This is a genomic window from Bacillus sp. FSL K6-1033, assembly GCF_038630765.1.
Taxonomy (GTDB): domain Bacteria; phylum Bacillota; class Bacilli; order Bacillales; family Bacillaceae; genus Bacillus; species Bacillus altitudinis.
Genome location: NZ_CP152041.1, coordinates 2,326,890 through 2,345,628 on the forward strand (window position 1 = coordinate 2,326,890; position 18,739 = coordinate 2,345,628).

The following is an 18,739-nucleotide window of genomic DNA, read 5'->3' on the forward strand; positions in this document are numbered from 1 at the left end:
TATGAGAACACTATACAATTCTTGCAAGCATTTGTCTATCTATTTTTTGAATTTTTAAACAATCAATGTGAATTTGTATTAGATGCTCTTTAGATTACATAGAGCAAAATTTTATAAAATCAGTATCCAACATAAAAAAACATCACTCGTCATTTTCATTGAGTGATGTTTCACATTCTGTATTTATCTCACTACCCCGTTTTCTTTTAAAAAACGCTCAAACAGCTGATTTCCTTCACCTTCAATTTTGTCATCTTCAATAGAATACTCGCCAATCAACAGCCCTAAATCTTCATATTTTTCATAATGCTTTAAAAGCGTGATCCCATACCATGTATGGTCAAAGAATAATTGCCACTTTCCTGTTTCTAAACTCTTAAAAAACACCCCTTCAACATCAAGACCATGTTCGTAATAGCCAACATGTACATGCATGGTATCATCTATACGACACATTTTATTCTCCTTCTCGTTCCTCGTAAGAATTTATAGATCTTGCTGAAAATCAATCGTCCTCAACTCCACCCATTCAACACTATCAGGTACCGATTTTGTTTTTAGAAAATGTTGAACGATTTCATAAGCTTGATGTCGATCGACGTAGCTGCATGAAGGTACATACAATGGTGCGCCTGCAACGACATGCTTGATCGTTTCTATCTTCTCTACTTTTTTAAAAGGAACCAAAAAATCTGGATATCTCATGAGAAAAAAGCCATAAGGTTCATGATAAAAGAAAACAAGACTTTCCGTTTCCCAATCTTCATCCACTTCAATAGAAGATTCTCCATTCCCTTGTTTCCAATAGTCTTCACCCTTATGGAAGAAGATTTCTTTCATCCATTCTTCTCCTGGATTTTCCACTGGAGCACCGGTTGGTCCATAATACAAAAACATTCCATTCTCTCCTTATTCATTTATTGATCCCTTGTTCTCTTTCCTTCAAATGTGTAAAATGCACGCGTCTGTTTATTTAATTTTAGCATGCTGAATAACTGTGGATTTAATTTTTCAGCATCTTGGGTGCTTACCCATTTTACTTCTTCAATATCATGATCAGGATCTAAAATGTTCATCTCTCCCCCAATGATTTCCGCAAAAAACGTAAAAATAAGTGCATGATGCATGTTATCTTGAAAAAGTATTTCTCTAACAGAATGAAGTTCATTTACTTTGATCACATATCCTGTTTCTTCTCTCACCTCACGGATCACAGCTTGCTGCAGATGTTCTCCTTTTTCCACTGCACCACCGGGAAACTCCCAATAACCTTTCACATTTTTCACCATGAGAATATGTTCATCCATGTCATAAATCAAAGCTGACACCACGTCTACTCTCTTCAACTGAATCCTCCTCACCCATTGTCGAAAATATAAAACGAGCTGTTAATATCAATCTTTTCTCATTATACTGTATCCTTGTTACGAAAGATTGGAGGGCTTAGCTCGTGGATCATTATGCTCTTACTGATTGTCCAAATCAGATTTACGAGGAACATCGTCTCTCTTTTGAGACAATTCAAGAAGTCAAACGAGAAAATCATTGAAAAACAGACAAGTAAAAAACCTCCTTCATTTAGCGGGAGGTTTGTTTATTTGATTCTCTTTCAATTGTTTCTCATCGTATAACAAATATCTGATCCGCTGTAGATAATGGAGCGCAATATAACCGAGACAGAACATAAGCCCGATCATTGAAAGTATATAGATGGGCAGCATCAAACTAGGTACATTGTTTATGACAAAAGCCAAACCAACCACTGTCAGCATAACGAGACTTAAAAATCTTATCAATACCACTTGAAGTCCCCCTTCATATTCACCATAACAGATTTTCCCTTTATTTTCATGACCTGCCTAAAAAAAGATGCGAATCCGCTAAGATTCACACCAAAAGGGGTATTACCTATTCGACTCACTTCTCTTCTCACGCGCTTCCTTCCACTGCTCAAGCTCAGACACCGTCAATAATTGATATCCTTGTTTGGTGAGTTCTTTGATAATCGTGACGGCTGCGTTGGCTGAGGTGTCATAGATGTCGTGCATTAAAATCGTTTCACCGCTAGATGCATGAGTTAGAATGTAGTTCGCGACGTATTGGCTGTTTCGATATTTCCAGTCTTCAGGATCCACATCCCAAAGGGTCACTTTCATGTGAAGAGCTTCGTTGATTTGCCCGTTTGTCCCGCCATATGGTGGTCTAAAATGAGTCGGTGTGAACCCGCTCGCTTTTTCAATGATTTGCTGCGTGTCTTCTACTTGTTTGACCGCTTGTTTTAAAGGAAGTCTTGTGAGCAAAGGGTGGTTATAGGAATGGTTTCCAATTTCATTTCCACCCTTTCTGATTTCACTTAACATATCGGGATAATACTGAACCCTGCTGCCTAATACAAAAAATGTGGCATGTCCTTTGTTCTCTTTTAATGCTGTTAAAATTTTTGAGGTCGTTGATGGATTGGGCCCATCATCAAATGTGAGTGCAATGGCTTTTTGATTCGGATGAAATGTGGATGTTTTCGGCAGTTTCACAATCTTTCTTGTTGGAATCGGTTCTTTTTTCTCGTTTTTGTTCATTTCTTTCTTCATATATTCAGGTTTTAATATTCCTTTCAGCAGTGTTTTCTTAATCGCTAACACTTGAGGGCCTTGATGATTTGGAGCGATTTGTCCTCTTGGAAAGTAGAATTCGATATAGCGATCCTTGATGGCAAAATACTGATAGTTCTTCGCCACAGGAGACGTTCCCTGTTTGAGCAGCGGCTGATTTTCAGCTAGCGTTCGATCTTTTTTTAATTCCTCAAAAGTCATATGAGATAATTTTTGAAGATTGTCCTTCTTTGATAGAAAGATATCGTTGATTGATAAAAATGTCTGTTTCTTGAAATCAAAGTTCATCACCTTCGTTTGATTGACGCCTTGCTTTCCGCCCTTCACTTCATATGTATTGAATTTGATTGCGACTGTTTGCTTGGCATAATGAATGATCTCATAATCGATGTTTAGTTCGTATCGTTTCTCTTCATTGACATCACTCGCTTGACTAAACGATGTTTTAAACCTTTCTAATGCTGTCTCTGCAAATCTTTTGATCTCCTGATCTAGTTTTTCTTGATGAAACAGCGGATAGTTGACAGCATATCTCATGAATTTCCCGTCATTCACAAGTGTAACTATTTCAACTTGTTTGTAGCTCGCATCTTGTTCTACTTTTTTTCTCTCTGTCCCGCTTGCTTGCTGGTTATGATAAAACGCAGCGATACCGATGACGGTCGCAAGTACACATAGGACGAGGCTGATCTTCCCTTTCGTTGACACAATGATTCTCCTCTCGTGATGCCGTCATGCCTAAATGGCGTGTGTTTGTAGGATAGACTTTTCTCAGCCTCTTTTTAGTTTGCAAAAAACACATTTGTCACATTTTCGACATATTTTACGAGAGACATATAAAAAGGGCTTGATCGCTCAGCCCTTATTTTTGCATATACAGTTGGAATAACTTTGTTTCTTCATCAATAGAGCGTGCCTGGTCAAAAGCTGCTCTGACTGTCTTTGAGTTGTTCACCAGCTCATACAGCATGGTGAGAACAAAAATAAATGACGCATTTCCATCAATGTAGTCATCGGGCGCTGTATAGGATATCGCCCCTGTTTCTAAAAAAGCTTCTGCCACCTTTTTTTCACCTAGTGTACAGCCTGTACATATAATGTGGACTCCATTTAACGAAGCATACCGCTTTATGTCATCCGCACCAAAAGCAGCACCTCTCGGCTCACCCTCTTCGTATACATCTTCTCCTAACTCCGGTATGAGAAACGCTCCTTCTTCCCCGTGAAAGGATAAAAGAATGAAGTCCGTCTCGCCTCTATTTTTCCCTGATAAAACATCAATCAGGTCATTCGGTCTGCCTATCCAATGCATATCGACTTTTGCGCCAAAGTTTTCAAGTGCTGCACGAAGCGCAAAGGATTCTAACTCACTATTTGGTCCTGCTGCCAATGTGATGTGCATGACTGGCTGGCTCATGTATATCCCCTCCAAACGATGATAGCATTAACACCATTTTTTCCTCATCTACATATGTACCATTTATTTTTAGTGCTTTTTCCTCTACCGCATATGACCTAAATCCAACAGACCTGTAAAGATGTTTGGCTGAGTCGTTTGTTGTGACCACTGTTAAATACAGTTGTTCGATATCTTTTTTTTCGCGTGCAAAAGAAAGAACTTTTGTCAGGAGCGCCTTCCCCATTCCTTTTCCACGTCCATTAGCCGTTACATACATCGCTGCCACATTGGCACGGTGCTTTAATTTCTGCAAGGTTTCTTGTATGAGTGTAACCGAGCCGACCAGCTGACCTTGATGAAAGGCGCCGAATGTCCACATAGATTGTGTAGAGGCAAAACGAGCCTTATATTTATTCTTCGTATCTAGCTTCTCTTCCTCGTAACTCATAGCAAAACTCTCTGGATTTAATCGGAGTGCTTCTAATCTCAAGTTCGCATATTCTTGAGCATCTTCTGGTGTTAACAATCGAATATTCAGAAAATCGCCTCCATCAGAATGAATTGATACTTCCAATTTTATCTTGAAAGGCGCTTTTGATCAAAATTTTTATACAAAAATAAAAAGGCATCCCATCACAGGATGCCTCACTTCTTTTTTTTACTATTAAACTACCACTTACAGCGTTTGACCGGGCGGCAGCAAGGATTCTTGATATCGCTGCCACAGTCATATTCTTCAACAATATACTCATTTCGAGTAGATTGCGTCACAGGGTAGTAGTTTTCAATTCTTTTGATGTTTTTATTGACGTTTGTGATATGAGTTGGATGAATTTTTCTAATCGTTTGTTCATTTGTTGTCGTGTTGACAATTTGACGTGTAGGGGATACAACCGTTTCAACTTCTCCATGATTCCCTCTGCGAGGCCCAAAGAAAAAATTGTCTAATCGATTCCGGCTCATTCTCAACACCCCTTCAAGTTGTCTTTCACTTACACTCTATCGTATGTAAGAAAGCTCCTTCGTGACTAGATGCTTGTCTATTTTTTAAAAAATCCACTATCCATCTCGTTTTCTCTTTCTTTACAAAAGGGCAATTTTAACATATTATACAAATGATATCTTGCGAGAAAGGACATCCATGAAAACAAAACATAAGCTTTTTTTATTCATTATATTACTTGTCATCATTATTGCTCTTCCACTGCTGTCGCCTATGGTTTTTACAAATGCGACTGAAAGAGGAGCGATACGGCAGGCGATCTATCAAGAAGGCTACCCTTACCAAAGCTATTTTGCTATTTTGCAAAAAAAGGACGATGTAGACCCTCAATATGGTCAGCTGTATGATGTGTATTGGCAGGCTAGGAAAAGCGAGACAGGAATGACACCTTCCGTCTGTTATTCAAAAAAGATAGAAGACCATGAATATAAGGTCAGCTGCGGAACTGCACCATAACATTTTTCAATAACTTTAAAATTAGAGGTGAACGATTTGATCAACACAACACAAACCATCGAACGAAACAAACTGGACATTGCACTTGAACTGACGCAATTGCATTTAAATCGATATGAAGCAAATCATCCTGATCAACTGAGTGAAATTTATGCGAAATATTATGCGCTTCTTGAAGTACTGGACGTATCCTCATCTGATCAATTAATGGATTTACTGCCAGATGAACTGAAACAAATACTTGATTAAAAAAGCCATCTATCCTGTGTGGATAGATGGTTTCCTTTAGACACGTGCAGCCATATCGGTTTCGATTTGTTCTAAGCTTCTTCCTTTTGTTTCAACTAATACAAAGCGCGTGAACAACAGGCCAATTAAGCAGATGACACCAAATGAGGAGAAAATGACGCCAAAGCTGAATTGGTCAGCCAAGATAGGGAACACAAGGCCAACTGCTAATGATCCCGTCCAGTTAAAGGCAGAGGAAATGCCCGCTCCAATACCCCTGACAGAAAGCGGAAAAATTTCACCAATGATAATCCATGTGATCGGTGCCCATGAGAAGGCATAGCACAAAATAAAGCAGCAAAGTGAAATCAATGTGACCCAGTTTAATATGCCTTCACTCACTCCGAGCGCACCTAATGCCGCTGGTGCAAAGAAAGACAGGGCCATCCCCGTTCCCCCAACTGTGAGAATCGTTCGGCGGTCAAACCGGTCGACGAATTGTAAAAAGATCACGGTCGTCACAACAAATATGACACCAACAATGACGGTAAAACCTGCGGCAACTTGCGGAGCAAGACCTACATTTCTTGCGATACTCGTTGCATAATACACAATGGAGTTTGCCCCCTGTATTTGCTGGAGTGTCGCCATTCCGACCCCAATAAAGAGAGCCATTCGGAATTTCTTTTGAAATAATTCACGAATGCCTGAGCGTTCTTCTTTTGCCACTTCTAAAATTTCTTGCATTTCTGCTTCAATCTCTTCACGTGATGAACGAAGTGATCCTAATACTTCACGTGCCTTATGAGCCATTCCGTGTTTAATTAAATATCTTGGAGATTCAGGAAGTTTCAGCATGCCAATATAAAGCACGATCGCAAATAAAGCAGCACTTCCCAGCATCCAGCGCCAGCTGTCTGGAATTGGTTCAAACACAAATGCGACGATATAGCTAAGCAATAATCCACTCACAATCATCAGCTGATTCAGGCCGGACAATTTCCCACGAATTTTGGCCGGAGCGATTTCAGACATGTAAGCAGGCACGAGCGATGAGGCTGTCCCTACAGCTGTTCCTAAGAAAATCCGGGCAATGGTTAATGAGATTTCTTCTGGTGCAATGGCTGAGCCAAGCGCACCGACAAAAAAGATAATCGATGACACCAAAATGAGTTTTCTGCGGCCAAACTTATCCCCCATCAGACCGCTTAAAATGGAACCAATGATCGCCCCGCCCATTAATGAAGAAACGACGATGCCAAGCCATAACGGGCTGAGCTGAAATTCTTCCTGAATGTGCCCTTCTGCCCCTGCGATAATACCAATATCATATCCAAATAAGATACCTGCAAAGGACCCGAAAAAGAAGATAAATTTACTTGATACTTTTTTCTCCAAGTGGATGACCCCCCTCACTTAATAAACCGCTTTCATTTCTCCCTGCCATTCTACCGTTCACAGTAGAATGCATTTCACCCTTCTTTATAAAACCACATATTCTGCATTCACAAGCTTTGCAAAATGAACAATTTGATCAACCGTTAAATTGAGAGATACGACTGTATGATGACCTCCGCCGTGCTTAATCCATGCTTTGATGCCATCTTGAAAGTTCGGTTTGATTTTCCAGAGGACTCGTGCCACCGGTAAATGTGGTGCTGCTTCCTGCGGCTCAAAGGCTTCCACTTCTTGAATCAGCCATTTGAAATGTGTTCCAAAATCAGCAATGGAGACAACAACGCCCTCGCCTGCTTTTCCATCAAACACAAGACGTGCTGGGTCTTCCCGGTTTCCAATGCCTAGCGGAGACACGACAATGACAGGTTTTGTATGTGCAAGCGCAGGATCTACTTCTAGCATATGAGATTGCAGCACCGCTTCCTGACCAGCAGTCATTTCATATGTGTAATCTTCCATAAAACCAGTCGATTGATGATGGCTCATCACCTTTAATAAACGATCCAGTGCGGCGGTTTTCCAATCCCCTTCACCCGCAAAGCCATATCCCTTTGCCATCAGCCGCTGAACGGCTAAACCCGGAAGCTGCTTCATGCCATGTAAATCTTCAAAGTTTGTCGTAAAGGCATTGTAGCCGCCTTCATCTAAAAAACGTTTGATGGCAATTTCATATCGTGCCTGCACTTTCACACTTTGTTCCCATTCTTCCGCCGAATAGCTCCCATAATCCACGTCATATAATGTTAAGTACTCAGCAAACAGAGCATCAACTTCTGTTTCTTCCACAGCATTTACATAGTTCACAAGATCGCCAATTCCAAAGTAATCAACGGTCCATCCCAGCTGGATCTGCGCTTCAATTTTATCTCCTTCTGTCACCGCAACGTGGCGCATATTGTCACCAAACCGAGCCACTTTAATGTGGAAGCTCTCATGATAGGCAGCCGCAACGTCCATCCAATCAGCGATTTGCTGCTTCACCTCCTGCTTCGACCAATGACCTGCAACGATTTGGTTTTGCTTATTTAAACGTGCATTGATATAACCGTACTCTCTGTCTCCATGTGCCGATTGATGGAGATTCATATAGTCCATATCAATCGTGTCCCACGGAATGTTTTCATAGTATTGCGTGACGAGATGCAAAAGAGGCTTTTGCAAAAGAGACGTACCACGTATCCACATTTTTGCTGGAGAAAACGTATGCATCCAAGTCATCACACCGATGACCTCATCACGATAGTTGACCTCTTTCATCAGCTCTGTGATTTGATCCGCACTGACCGCCAGTTCCTGCAGAATAATTGGATAAGGCAGCAAACCGCTCTCATTTAAGGCATCTGTTATCTTTTGCGCATCTGCCTTCACTTGCTTCAGTGCCTCGTCCCCATATAAGTGCTGTGACCCGACGACAAACCAACATTCCTTCTTCTGACTTGTTAACATAGAAATCCCTCTTTTCTTTATCTTGAAGGTTTTTGTCCGTAATACGCATGTGTTCCATGTTTTCTTAAATAATGTTTATCTAAAATCACCTGCGGAAGAGGCTCTGCATATTCGTTCAATTGCTTTGCAAACAGGTTCATTTTCGCTACTTCATCTAAAATGACACTGTTCGTTACCGCACTTTTTGCATCTTTTCCCCACGTAAAGGGACCATGACCTTGTAGCAAAATACCAGGAACCGCCATGACATCTATCTGTCTTTTCTCAAACGTTTCAATGATCAAGTGTCCTGTTTCCACCTCATACCCGCGATTCACCTCTTCTTCTGTGAGAAATCGAGCGCACGGAACAGGTCCGTAAAATGTATCTGCATGTGTTGTGCCCATTGCTGGTAAATCAAGTCCAGCTTGCGCCCATACCGTTGCCCACATTGAATGGCTATGTGAAATGCCGCCAATTTCCTCAAAGTGTTTGTAAAGAACAGCATGTGTGGCAGTATCGGAAGAAGGATTGAATTCTCCCTCGACCACTTGACCGTCAAAATCGACCACGACCATGTCTTTTGCTGATAATTTGTCATACGCTATGCCGCTTGGCTTAATGACAAACAGTCTACTGTCACGATCGCACGCACTGACATTGCCCCATGTAAATTTCACAAGTCCGTACTTTGGTAGATCTAGATTCGCTTGAAACACTTCTTCTTTTAACCGCTCTAACATACAGGTGCCGCTCCTTTCTGTGGCGTCAAATGTTCTACTGCCGCTTTTTCTATCGGGAGTCCTTCTTGATAGCGCTTTATAAATTCCTCAAAACCTTTAACATCCAGTGGATCAGGATCAATAAGCTCTTCTAATGTATGGGCAAATACTTGATGCTTGAGAAAATGGCTCAGTGTTTGCTGCTGGTGATTGATCATATATGAAGCAAGGACCGCCATCCCAAACGCACCGCCTTCTCCCGCCGTTGATACGACGGATACAGGTGTCCCAAGTGCAGCAGCGACCATTTTTTGCCCAACTATCGGTGTTTTAAATAAACCGCCATGTCCTAGTAAGCGATCAATCTTGACTTGTTCATGTGCTTTTAACCGATCCATCCCGATTTTCATTGCGCCAAATGCAGAGAAGAGATGCGTCCGAATGAAATTAGCAAGGGTAAACCGGCTTTGAGGAGATCTAACAAAAAGGGGTCTTCCTTCTTTTAGTCTCGTAATATTTTCACCAGAATAATAGCCATAGCTTAAAAGCCCGCCCCCATCATGATCTGCTTCTAAAGCTTGATTTAATAGGGTTTCGTACAATCTTTCTGTTTCAACTGGCTGACCCATTGCTTCAAACGCTTCTCTGAATAGATTCATCCAAGCATTGAGGTCACTTGTACAATTGTTGGCATGAACCATCGCGACTGGCAGGCCATCTGGTGTCGTGACAAGGTCCACTTCTGGGTACACACCTTTTAGATGTTGCTCTAACACAATCATGGCAAATACAGATGTCCCAACTGAAATATTCCCAGTTCTCTTTTCCACACTGTTTGTTGCGACCATCCCTGTTCCTGCATCACCCTCTGGCGGGCAAAAAGGGATACCTGGCTGCAACTGTTTGCCTTGGTCTAAAATCGCTGCTCCAGCTGCTGTTAACACACCAGCTTCTTCGCCTGCTAAATAGATGCGCGGCAAAAGATGACGAAGCTTCCACGGGTAGCCTTTTTCTGCAATCAATGCTTCAAATTGATGAAGCATCACTTCGTTGTAATCCTTCGTTTTTTCATCAATGGGGAACATTCCCGACGCATCGCCAATTCCGATGGCCTGCTTCCCTGTTAACAGCCAGTGAATGTAGCCGGACAAAGTGGTCACATACTCTAACCGGGACAGATGTTTTTCCTCTCCTAGTATCGCTTGGTATAAGTGAGCGATACTCCATCTTTCTGGAATATGAAATTGGAATACATCTGTTAGCTTTTGACTCGCCTCGGTCGTTGTTCCATTCCGCCACGTTCGAAACGGGACGAGGAGCTCTCCTGTATGATGACAGGCGACGTAGCCATGCATCATCGCAGATATCCCGATGGAGCCAATGGTTTGAATCGTCACCCCATACAATTGTGCAGCCTGTTCTTTCATCTGACGGTACGCCACTTGAAGACCTGTAATGATCTCAATTAAGTTGTACGTCCATATTCCTTCTTGAAGAGAACTTTCCCATTCAAATGCACCTTGCGCAATTGGCTGAAACTCTTCATCTATTAAAATGGCTTTAATTCGTGTCGAACCAAATTCAATACCCAAAGATGTCCTGCCTTCTCTAATGGCTTTGGCCGTCTCTTCACGATTCATTTTGTTCACCCCCATGATGATAGCGGTTTCAAATATCTTTTTCGTTTGATCCATCTTTACTTGTGCACAAAAACAATATAATATTTGTCCGTACATATGTCAATAATAAATATAGTTGTGCATACATAATCAGACAAAAACTTTCATATTCTCTAAGGATTAGACGGTAGACACTGCAAGCGCCTGTTTTTGATTAAGCAACCATGTTAAAATATGTCCATACAAGTTCTTCTCAATCCGAGTAGAGGATCAACTGTGAAAGAAGTGAAACGATGAAAAAGAAGTACCAGATCATTATGGATGATATAAAAAGCAAAATACTGACAGGGGATTACCGGATCGGGGAGCGTATTCCAACCGAATCAAGCTTACAAGAGATGTATCAAGTAAGCCGGCATACGGTGCGAAAAGCCATCTTAGAATTATCGAGTGAAGGTTTTTTACGAAGCGAAAAAGGCTCGGGCACATTTGTCACCAATCAATATCAAACAAAACCTGCTGGACATGCTCATATGAAAACGATTGGCGTCATCACCACATACATATCCGATTACATTTTCCCGTCGATCATTCGGGGCATCGAAAGCCGATTAAATGAAGAGAACTATTCTTTGTTACTGGCGAGTACAAATAACGATGTGGAGCAGGAGAAAAAAGCGCTTGAAATGATGCTGTCCTTTGGTGTGGACGGATTAATTGTCGAACCGACAAAAAGCAATTTATATAATCCAAACATTTCGTACTACCTATCCTTTAAAGAGCAGGATGTCCCGCTTATTATGATCAATGCCTACTATGAGCAGTTAGAGGTTCCCTTCCTTTGTTTGGATGATGTGAAGTCCAGCTATTTAGCGACAAAGGAGCTGATCACCTCTGGACATCAGCACATTGGACTGATTTCAAAAACAGATGATTTACAAGGAAAATATCGAATGAAAGGCTATATTCAGGCACTCGGTGAAGCAAAGCTCAATTTCCTACCAGAGCATGTCCTTTTTTTCGATACAGAATCGAAGCAGTATTTGGGGGATCATATCAAAACCTTTTTACAAGCGCACCAGCTTGAGCTGACCGCCCTTGTTTGCTATAACGATGAAGTCGGATTAGAAGTAGCAAATGTATGTAGTGAAATGGGTTTATCTATTCCAGATGATCTTTCCATTATTGGACAGGATAACTCGTATATTGCCCAAAAAAATGCCCATGTGAAACTGACAACGCTGACACACCCTCAAGAGCAAATGGGACGAGATGCGGCAGACTGGATGATTAAAAAAGTACAAGGGAAAAAGAATCTCCCTGATCAAACATTTTATGAGCCTGAACTCGTTCCTGGTGAAACGATTAAAACGCTGAACGCAAGAAAAAATGAGCCCTCTTCATAGGAGGCTCATTTGGCTTTAGGCTCTTGTTCAAGCATATTCATCACGTCATAGGCAATTCGGTCAGGAGAATCTTGCGTGATACGATTGCGATAGTTAGACAAGACGACCACTCCTGTTTTTGAATGAGGGCGGAAGCCCATGAAGCTGGAGAAACCAGAAGTTGCACCATTATGGCAAATCAATCCCGTATCATCTATGACCCACCCGAGTCCCATTGACATGTTTTTCCCTATCTTCACCTTTGGCTCGTGGGTCATTTTCCATGGAGAAGCGACGTCTGCACTCATATGTGCAGAGAGAAATGAAAGCAAATCAGTGATCGTCGAACGAATCGCACCAGCCCCTTGATAGTCATGCATCAGAAGCGGAGGAACCTCTTTTCCATTCTCTTGATGACCGAGGATCATCTTCTCTTTGACGTCCTCCTTGATCGTAATCAAGGTGTTCGATAGTTTCAGCTCATCCACGATATATTCAGTCAGCAGCTCTTCATATGTTTTGTGAAGAGACCATCCCATGATCAACCCGAGGAGTCCCATCCCTACATTGGAGTAACGAGATGGGTATTCCTTTCGCTCATTCCATTTTTTCGAGTGTAACAGTTTCATTAATTCATCAAGAGAGTATTGACAGTACATATCTCTTCTCACTTTTGGAAGGAACCTTAGTTGTAAATCTCTGAGAAAACGATGTGAAGGAAGTCCAGACGTATGGGTTGCCAGCTGTTCCAATTGGATGGGGTGATTCTTTCTTATTTCGGGACAATACAGTGAAATGGAATCGTCTAGCTTCATCTGCCCTTTTTGAATCATGCTTGCCAATATACTTGTCGTAAAGACTTTTGAAATAGAGCCGATTTCAAAAGTGACCTCCTCAGGCTGCATGCGCTGCTGTATGGGGTGATCTCCGAAATGAAAAACGTGTCTTTCTCCTTGATGAATCAGGCCGATCACGAGCAGTGCCTGTTTCTTTTTCTCCGTATAAGAAGAGGCAATTCGCTGTACTTCTTGTTTGAGCATCATCAATGGATCATCATCCTTCCCCTTCATTTTGATCTACAATCAATTGATCAAGCTTTGTATAAATGGATGTCAATGTGTTGATCTCTTCGAGGCTTAATTTTGAATAGTATTTTTCAATGATCGCAAGTTCTATCTTTCTCATATTCTCCAAGTACGTCTTTGCCTTTTCAGAAAGTTCAACGTGCAATTCCCGACGATTTTGCGGGTTGATGCTGCGGCGAACCCATTCTTTTTTTTCAAGCGTGTTTAACAACTGGCTCACAGCACTTTGGGTGATGCCTAGTTGCTGAGCAATCTGAATAGGTGAGCTCCCCCCTTTTTGCTCTACGAAATCAAGGACAATATGCTGCTTATCAGTTAACTCATCTACAAATAACTCTTCAAACTCTAATCGGAGCTTTTGATGGATGCGCGCTTCGATTTGGTTTAATTCTTGGATCATCGTTGTTTTGGATGTCACTGTCATCACCTTCATAATTAAGATAACTTAAGTATAAAGATATATTAATTATTAATCAACAAAAATCCCTATCTTTTATCAAAGATAGGGAAAATGCCGATTATACTTCTTCTTTAGGTGAAGGTACTGCACATACGCCATCTGCACATGCTTCTTCAAATGAAGCATCAGCCGCTTTCTCCGTTTGCACTGCCTCTTCTGTCCAAGCCGTTTCAAGGGCACGAAGGAACGTATCTGCTGGCTGTGCACCAGCAACCGAATATTTGTCATTGATCAAGAAAAAAGGCACAGCAGAAATCCCGAGCTGTCTTGCTTCTTTTTCATCTTCTCGTACATCGTCTGCAAATTCTTGCCCGTCTAGAACCTTTTGTACTTCGTTCTGATCAAGGCCTGCTTTTTCTGCGATATCTAAAAGGATTTGACGATCACCAACATGCTTTCCATCTGTAAAATACGCTTGAAACAGCTCGCCCATGACGAGATCGCCTTTTCCCATTTTTCCAGCATATTGTGCGAGCTGGTGGGCATCAAAGGTGTTTGTCAAAACGAGTGGATCGAATTGAAAATCGATTCCTTTCTCCTTGCCCGCCTGTTTCACCTGTTCATTCATCGCGATGGCCCGGCTACGGCTCATGCCATATTTTTTGACAAGCATATCATGCACATCATAATCCACTGCAACAGGTGCATTCGGATCAAGCTCAAAGCTTTTAAACTCTACTTCTACCTGTTCTTTATGAGGGAATTGCTCAAGCGCTGTTTCCAACTGTTTTTTTCCTATATAACAAAAAGGACAGGCGATATCTGACCAAATTTGTACTTTCATCTTCATCTTCCTTCCGTTGCTTACGTTTTTTCTTTCAAGATGTAACTATTATAGTTACATCTTGTCCTTTATGTCAAGTGATCCTTCTTTTTAAGTTTAAGAACCATGTATTAAAAAAACCTTTCCTTCAAAAAAGGAAAGGTTTTCATCACGGCTATTCTAAGTTCGCATGGTGACCGTACATTTTATGGGTGTCGAGCTTCTTCATTTCCATCAATCTCAAGATGACCGCATCGTACATAAGAAGCAAAGTTTGCTCAAATAATGAGCCCATCGGCTGAATCGTATGATGGTTTCCTTCATGTTGATCCTTTGGCGCACCTGACAGTAAGATGACTTCATCCGATAGATCAGCTATGGGTGACTCAGCTGAAAGTGTGAACGACGCCACGCTTCCGCCAATCGCCCTTGCCTTTTTCGCGAGCACAAGCAGCGTCTCTGTTCGGCCAGAACCGCTCCCGACAATCAATAAATCCTCAGATGTAAAAGCAGGCGTATTCGTTTCACCGATCACATAAGCTTCGACACCAATATGCGTGAGTCTCATCGCAAACGATTTCCCCATCAAACCAGACCTGCCAGCCCCTGCGACGAAGACCTTTCGAGCCGCTAAAATGCTTTTGACAAGCTGCTCTGCTTGTTCGTCTTGAATCGCGGGCGAGTGCTCAGAAAGCTCGCTTAGAATCGCCCTCACATAGTCACTTGTTTTCATGATTGTGCGATCAACTGCTTCATTTGCGCAGCCACTTCTGCTTTATTGTCTTGGCTCGCAATACCGCCGCCGACAATAATCAAATCAGGGTTTAATTTGACGACTTCAGGTAATGTATCAAGCTTAATACCGCCTGCAATCGCTGTTTTCGCCTGTTTGACCACTTGTTTAATGGTCATGAGGTCAGCAAATGAGTTTTGACCAACCGCTTGCAGGTCATAGCCTGTGTGCACACAAATATAATCTACCCCAAGCTCATCAAGCTCTTTCGCGCGGCCGGCGATATCCTTGATACCAATCATATCGACTAAAATTTGTTTCCCTCTTGCTTTTGCTTCTTTCACCGCTCCTTGGATAGACATATCTTCCGCTGCCGCAAGAATGGTGACGATATCCGCTCCAGCTTCAGATGCCTGCTGCACTTCATAACCGGCAGCATCCATAATTTTGAGATCCGCCAGCACACGTAAATTCGGAAACGCCTGTTTGACTTCTTTTACAGCACGAAGTCCTTCGTTGATCACAACAGGTGTCCCAATTTCCACCACATCAATAGACGCTTCTACTTCTTTGATCAGCTCGATCGCTTCTGGTATATTCACTAAATCTAACGCTAATTGTAATTTCATCTACATTCACTCCTGTTTCATCATTTCATCTTCAAGAGCTCCGCGGATGATGCATCTTGAATCTTTCTTGCATGAAACGAGTATAACAACAGGAATGGCGCAATCCTAGTACGCACTTTTTTTTTACATACTATACTTTTTCGCATATGGGCACAAAAAAGATACTGTCTTTCGACCAGTATCTCAGCGTGTAGACAAACCCTCATATTCGGTGTCAGTCCTGCGTGCTGGTGCTCACGAATGTGAAATTCGCTCCGCACCAGTACTCGTCCTTCCTAGGGCTGCAAAGGTTTTCTATCACGCTGAAAGGAAAACAAAGGGCTAAAATCAATTCATTTTAGCCCTTTGTCAACAATCTGAGATACTGTCTCTCGTTCAGTATCTATTTGTAGGTATTTCTATTTATCGTCCTTTAAAAAATTGCTGTCGAGATATTGTTTGCCCCAATCATACATCGCCTCTAAAATTGGCATTAAGCTTTCTCCGAGTTCTGTGAGAGAATACTCAACCTTTGGCGGAACGACAGGATAAACCTCCCGGTGCACAATGTGATCTTCCTCTAATTCTCTTAGCTGATTGACAAGCATTCTTTGCGTAATTCCAGGCATTAACGACTTTAACTCACCAAACCGTTTTGTCCCTTCTCTGCCAAGGTGCCATAAGATCAACATTTTCCACTTCCCGCCGATAATATTCAGCGTCAGCTCTTTTTCGCAATTGAACACTTTATTTTCCATACGTGATGACAACAACATACACTCCTTTAATTTCAAACCACTTTATCATATACTTCGGCAAAATGGATTGCCCTAGCATACAGTCTTTGTTATTGATTTTGTTTTTTGACGAAAGCCATCACAGCCTTTGTCATCTCTTGCGCTTCTTTTGGCGCTCTGTCAGATCCAAACCATTTATTTAAATCACTGTGGCTCAGCGAATGAACCCGAAACACAAACCGAGAGCCTTGATCATGATTCAGTTTTTCTGCAAATCGGTACACTTCAGGATTTTCCCAGCCTGTGACCAAATAAACAGGCGGTACATTCGTTTGATTCATATAAGTGACAGGTGATGCCTTTGTCCAGTTCTTCTCCTGTTTGCCAAACACTTTTTTATACGATGGAATGGCTTGTATAAATTGATTGATGTTTAACGGCCCATCTAAAATCACGATAGAATTGATCGTTTTTGGCGACAGCCCCACACGTTTTAAGTAAGTCGAATCTGTAGCAACCAATGCCGTCAAATGACCGCCCGCTGAGTGACCCATGACATTGATTTTTGACGAATCGATTTGATATTCATCTGCATGATCCTTCACCCATTTAATAGCACTTGCCGTATCATCTGCCATCTGCTCGAAGTTGGCATCAGGATGAAGCCTATAATTCATTGAAACAAACACATATCCTTGACCCGTAAAATAATCAGCTTTTGAAGCGACTCTATTCTTATCGCCGCCCGACCAGCCGCCGCCATGGAGATAGATCATGACTGGATGCTTCTTCTTTTTGTCTTCTTCTTTTCCCTTTGGCATATACATATCGAGTGTTTGTTGTTTGTTTTGTGTGTCTGCATAATGGATGTTTGTCGTCGGCTTAGGCTGGTTGAAACGGAACACAAAGAATGCGCATACCAATAAGCCAGCGATGACCGCCGCAAATAAGAGCCATTTCATGATTCGATTCAATGTCATTGCACCTTTCTGTGTTGGGATGGGGAAGACTGAATGTCCAATAAAAACTAGAATCGTCTGTTAAGTACAAACCTTTGATTTAAACAGAAGGTAGATTGGTGAATTTTAGATGTATGTCGGCTTGAATCACAGATTCAAATGGGTTGTGCACGTCAATACAATAGATCAAGTCGTTATGTTCATTATACTCTTTAAAGTAGTGAAATTCATTGATTTGCTTTAGATGATTGATTTTGAAATCAGGGATTTGTTTCTGGATTTTTTCATATAAAAACCAAAACATAATAAGTGATACCGCTTAAAATATTTCCAATTAGATAATAAGAAAAGCTGCCAAGTTTCCTTGACAGCTAACAATGGTTGCTTCAAAAAAGTTTCTCAACAAATTGTCAAATGAAAAACAGTTACTTTTCTTAGATTTCCCAAATTTGTATATTAATCAAAAGCTAATTCAGGAATAATTACTGGCTAACTCTCCCCAAAACTCGTCAAATTTTTTTCCATCACTAAATAGTAGCGCTAACCACTCTTTCAAATTACTATTCAGAGGTTTCCAACCATCTTCTGATAATAAATTTTGCATAGAATATTTTTTAGATTTTGTGGCTAAAATACAAATTTCCAAATCCCTATCTCCCCAAATTGCCCAATCCAAAGAATGAGATAACCAAACAACGATATTTGAGTTAGTGAAAATATCATCAGCTATAGAATCTTCTGGGCTAGTCCAAAGTGCATTTACATAATCCTCACCAGAAATTTCAACACTTGTTCTTAGCCAATTATAATAACCAAATTCCTTCAAATAATATTCTACTGGATCTGGCTTAAGGACCGCCGTTAAAAAGTCCTTATCTTGTGTTAAAACTGATAGCTTTTTTATTGTTGTTAAAACCTCATCACTCAATGCCCAATCAAACTCTTGAAACAAAAAATAATTAAAATTCTCTCGAAATACTTGATGAGGCAAATGTTTTTTTGTATAAAAAGCTTTTTCAATCATAACTTTATATTTCTTGAATTCATTATCTGAATTAATAAATAAAGCTTTACTGTTAACCAATAAAGA

The 18,739-nt window shown here is 41.2% G+C and carries 23 protein-coding genes; 3 read left to right on the plus strand and 20 right to left on the minus strand.

Annotated features, from left to right (window positions below; all coding sequences use genetic code 11):
* Nucleotides 1-183: 183 nt before the first annotated feature.
* The 8 genes from MHH31_RS11950 to MHH31_RS11985 all read right to left on the minus strand — a co-directional run bounded on the left by MHH31_RS11950 (nucleotide 184) and on the right by MHH31_RS11985 (nucleotide 4,971).
* On the minus strand, nucleotides 184-456 hold the full coding sequence (locus MHH31_RS11950) for a DUF3986 family protein (RefSeq protein ID WP_058336614.1): 273 nt from the start codon (nucleotides 454-456) through the stop codon (nucleotides 184-186).
* Between the two features lie 30 nt (nucleotides 457-486).
* Entirely contained in the window at nucleotides 487-897 is a 411-nt protein-coding gene (locus MHH31_RS11955; RefSeq protein WP_144668553.1) for an Imm1 family immunity protein, read from the minus strand.
* 20 nt (nucleotides 898-917) lie between these two features.
* On the minus strand, nucleotides 918-1,346 hold the full coding sequence (locus tag MHH31_RS11960; RefSeq protein WP_058336612.1) for an NUDIX hydrolase: 429 nt from the start codon (nucleotides 1,344-1,346) through the stop codon (nucleotides 918-920).
* A 228-nt stretch (nucleotides 1,347-1,574) separates the two neighbouring features.
* Nucleotides 1,575-1,802 carry a hypothetical protein gene (locus MHH31_RS11965; protein ID WP_144668572.1) on the minus strand — a complete coding sequence of 76 codons (228 nt, stop codon included), beginning with the start codon at nucleotides 1,800-1,802 and terminating at the stop codon, nucleotides 1,575-1,577.
* Nucleotides 1,803-1,904: 102 nt separating this feature from the next.
* Nucleotides 1,905-3,317: a polysaccharide deacetylase family protein gene (locus tag MHH31_RS11970; RefSeq protein ID WP_342494831.1), complete on the minus strand. Its 1,413-nt coding sequence runs from the start codon at nucleotides 3,315-3,317 to the stop codon at nucleotides 1,905-1,907.
* 154 nt (nucleotides 3,318-3,471) lie between these two features.
* Nucleotides 3,472-4,026 (minus strand): hypothetical protein, encoded by a 555-nt coding sequence (locus tag MHH31_RS11975; protein ID WP_058336609.1) that lies wholly within the window; start codon nucleotides 4,024-4,026, stop codon nucleotides 3,472-3,474.
* Nucleotides 3,980-4,534, minus strand: coding sequence for a GNAT family N-acetyltransferase (locus MHH31_RS11980; RefSeq protein ID WP_058336608.1), 555 nt, complete (start codon nucleotides 4,532-4,534; stop codon nucleotides 3,980-3,982). The genes MHH31_RS11975 and MHH31_RS11980 overlap by 47 nt, the downstream gene beginning before the upstream one ends.
* 143 nt (nucleotides 4,535-4,677) lie before the next feature.
* Nucleotides 4,678-4,971 carry a CotD family spore coat protein gene (locus MHH31_RS11985; RefSeq protein WP_008342559.1) on the minus strand — a complete coding sequence of 98 codons (294 nt, stop codon included), beginning with the start codon at nucleotides 4,969-4,971 and terminating at the stop codon, nucleotides 4,678-4,680.
* 178 nt (nucleotides 4,972-5,149) lie between these two features.
* On the opposite strand from MHH31_RS11985, the gene MHH31_RS11990 reads away from it, so the two are divergent.
* On the plus strand, nucleotides 5,150-5,467 hold the full coding sequence (locus MHH31_RS11990) for a hypothetical protein (RefSeq protein ID WP_282745295.1): 318 nt from the start codon (nucleotides 5,150-5,152) through the stop codon (nucleotides 5,465-5,467).
* Between the two features lie 27 nt (nucleotides 5,468-5,494).
* Nucleotides 5,495-5,716 (plus strand): hypothetical protein, encoded by a 222-nt coding sequence (locus MHH31_RS11995; RefSeq protein WP_224558471.1) that lies wholly within the window; start codon nucleotides 5,495-5,497, stop codon nucleotides 5,714-5,716.
* 36 nt (nucleotides 5,717-5,752) lie between these two features.
* On the opposite strand, the gene MHH31_RS12000 is transcribed toward MHH31_RS11995, so the two are convergent.
* The 4 genes from MHH31_RS12000 to MHH31_RS12015 all read right to left on the minus strand — a co-directional run bounded on the left by MHH31_RS12000 (nucleotide 5,753) and on the right by MHH31_RS12015 (nucleotide 10,940).
* Complete coding sequence (locus tag MHH31_RS12000; RefSeq protein ID WP_007501378.1) at nucleotides 5,753-7,093, minus strand: sugar porter family MFS transporter; 1,341 nt, start codon at nucleotides 7,091-7,093, stop codon at nucleotides 5,753-5,755.
* 84 nt (nucleotides 7,094-7,177) lie between these two features.
* Complete coding sequence (gene araA / locus MHH31_RS12005; RefSeq protein ID WP_048001506.1) at nucleotides 7,178-8,599, minus strand: L-arabinose isomerase; 1,422 nt, start codon at nucleotides 8,597-8,599, stop codon at nucleotides 7,178-7,180.
* 17 nt (nucleotides 8,600-8,616) lie between these two features.
* A complete protein-coding gene (locus tag MHH31_RS12010; protein ID WP_041506853.1) occupies nucleotides 8,617-9,321 on the minus strand; it encodes an L-ribulose-5-phosphate 4-epimerase in 705 nt (234 codons plus the stop codon).
* On the minus strand, nucleotides 9,315-10,940 hold the full coding sequence (locus MHH31_RS12015; RefSeq protein ID WP_041506852.1) for an FGGY-family carbohydrate kinase: 1,626 nt from the start codon (nucleotides 10,938-10,940) through the stop codon (nucleotides 9,315-9,317). Before MHH31_RS12015 ends, MHH31_RS12010 begins: the two co-directional genes overlap by 7 nt.
* Before the next feature lie 272 nt (nucleotides 10,941-11,212).
* Here MHH31_RS12015 and MHH31_RS12020 point away from each other — a divergent pair, with 272 nt between their 5' ends.
* Nucleotides 11,213-12,325, plus strand: coding sequence for a GntR family transcriptional regulator (locus MHH31_RS12020; protein WP_342494832.1), 1,113 nt, complete (start codon nucleotides 11,213-11,215; stop codon nucleotides 12,323-12,325).
* Nucleotides 12,326-12,330: 5 nt separating this feature from the next.
* On the opposite strand, the gene MHH31_RS12025 is transcribed toward MHH31_RS12020, so the two are convergent.
* From MHH31_RS12025 to MHH31_RS12060, 8 genes are all read right to left on the minus strand, one after another.
* A complete protein-coding gene (locus tag MHH31_RS12025) occupies nucleotides 12,331-13,347 on the minus strand; it encodes a serine hydrolase (protein ID WP_342495497.1) in 1,017 nt (338 codons plus the stop codon).
* A 10-nt stretch (nucleotides 13,348-13,357) separates the two neighbouring features.
* Nucleotides 13,358-13,813: a MarR family transcriptional regulator gene (locus MHH31_RS12030; protein ID WP_234784231.1), complete on the minus strand. Its 456-nt coding sequence runs from the start codon at nucleotides 13,811-13,813 to the stop codon at nucleotides 13,358-13,360.
* Nucleotides 13,814-13,907: 94 nt separating this feature from the next.
* On the minus strand, nucleotides 13,908-14,633 hold the full coding sequence (locus MHH31_RS12035; RefSeq protein ID WP_039167166.1) for a DsbA family oxidoreductase: 726 nt from the start codon (nucleotides 14,631-14,633) through the stop codon (nucleotides 13,908-13,910).
* Nucleotides 14,634-14,787: 154 nt separating this feature from the next.
* The gene (gene hxlB / locus MHH31_RS12040) at nucleotides 14,788-15,345 is read right to left on the minus strand and encodes a 6-phospho-3-hexuloisomerase (protein ID WP_045034094.1); all 558 of its coding nucleotides are present in this window, start codon (nucleotides 15,343-15,345) and stop codon (nucleotides 14,788-14,790) included.
* Nucleotides 15,342-15,974 (minus strand): 3-hexulose-6-phosphate synthase, encoded by a 633-nt coding sequence (gene hxlA / locus MHH31_RS12045; protein WP_024718772.1) that lies wholly within the window; start codon nucleotides 15,972-15,974, stop codon nucleotides 15,342-15,344. Before hxlA ends, hxlB begins: the two co-directional genes overlap by 4 nt.
* 398 nt (nucleotides 15,975-16,372) lie before the next feature.
* Nucleotides 16,373-16,729: a winged helix-turn-helix transcriptional regulator gene (locus MHH31_RS12050; protein ID WP_029708013.1), complete on the minus strand. Its 357-nt coding sequence runs from the start codon at nucleotides 16,727-16,729 to the stop codon at nucleotides 16,373-16,375.
* A 71-nt stretch (nucleotides 16,730-16,800) separates the two neighbouring features.
* Nucleotides 16,801-17,670, minus strand: a complete 870-nt coding sequence (locus MHH31_RS12055; protein WP_337902830.1) for an alpha/beta hydrolase — start codon at nucleotides 17,668-17,670, stop codon at nucleotides 16,801-16,803.
* 451 nt (nucleotides 17,671-18,121) lie between these two features.
* On the minus strand, nucleotides 18,122-18,733 hold the full coding sequence (locus MHH31_RS12060; RefSeq protein ID WP_135009332.1) for a hypothetical protein: 612 nt from the start codon (nucleotides 18,731-18,733) through the stop codon (nucleotides 18,122-18,124).
* Nucleotides 18,734-18,739 lie beyond the last annotated feature (6 nt).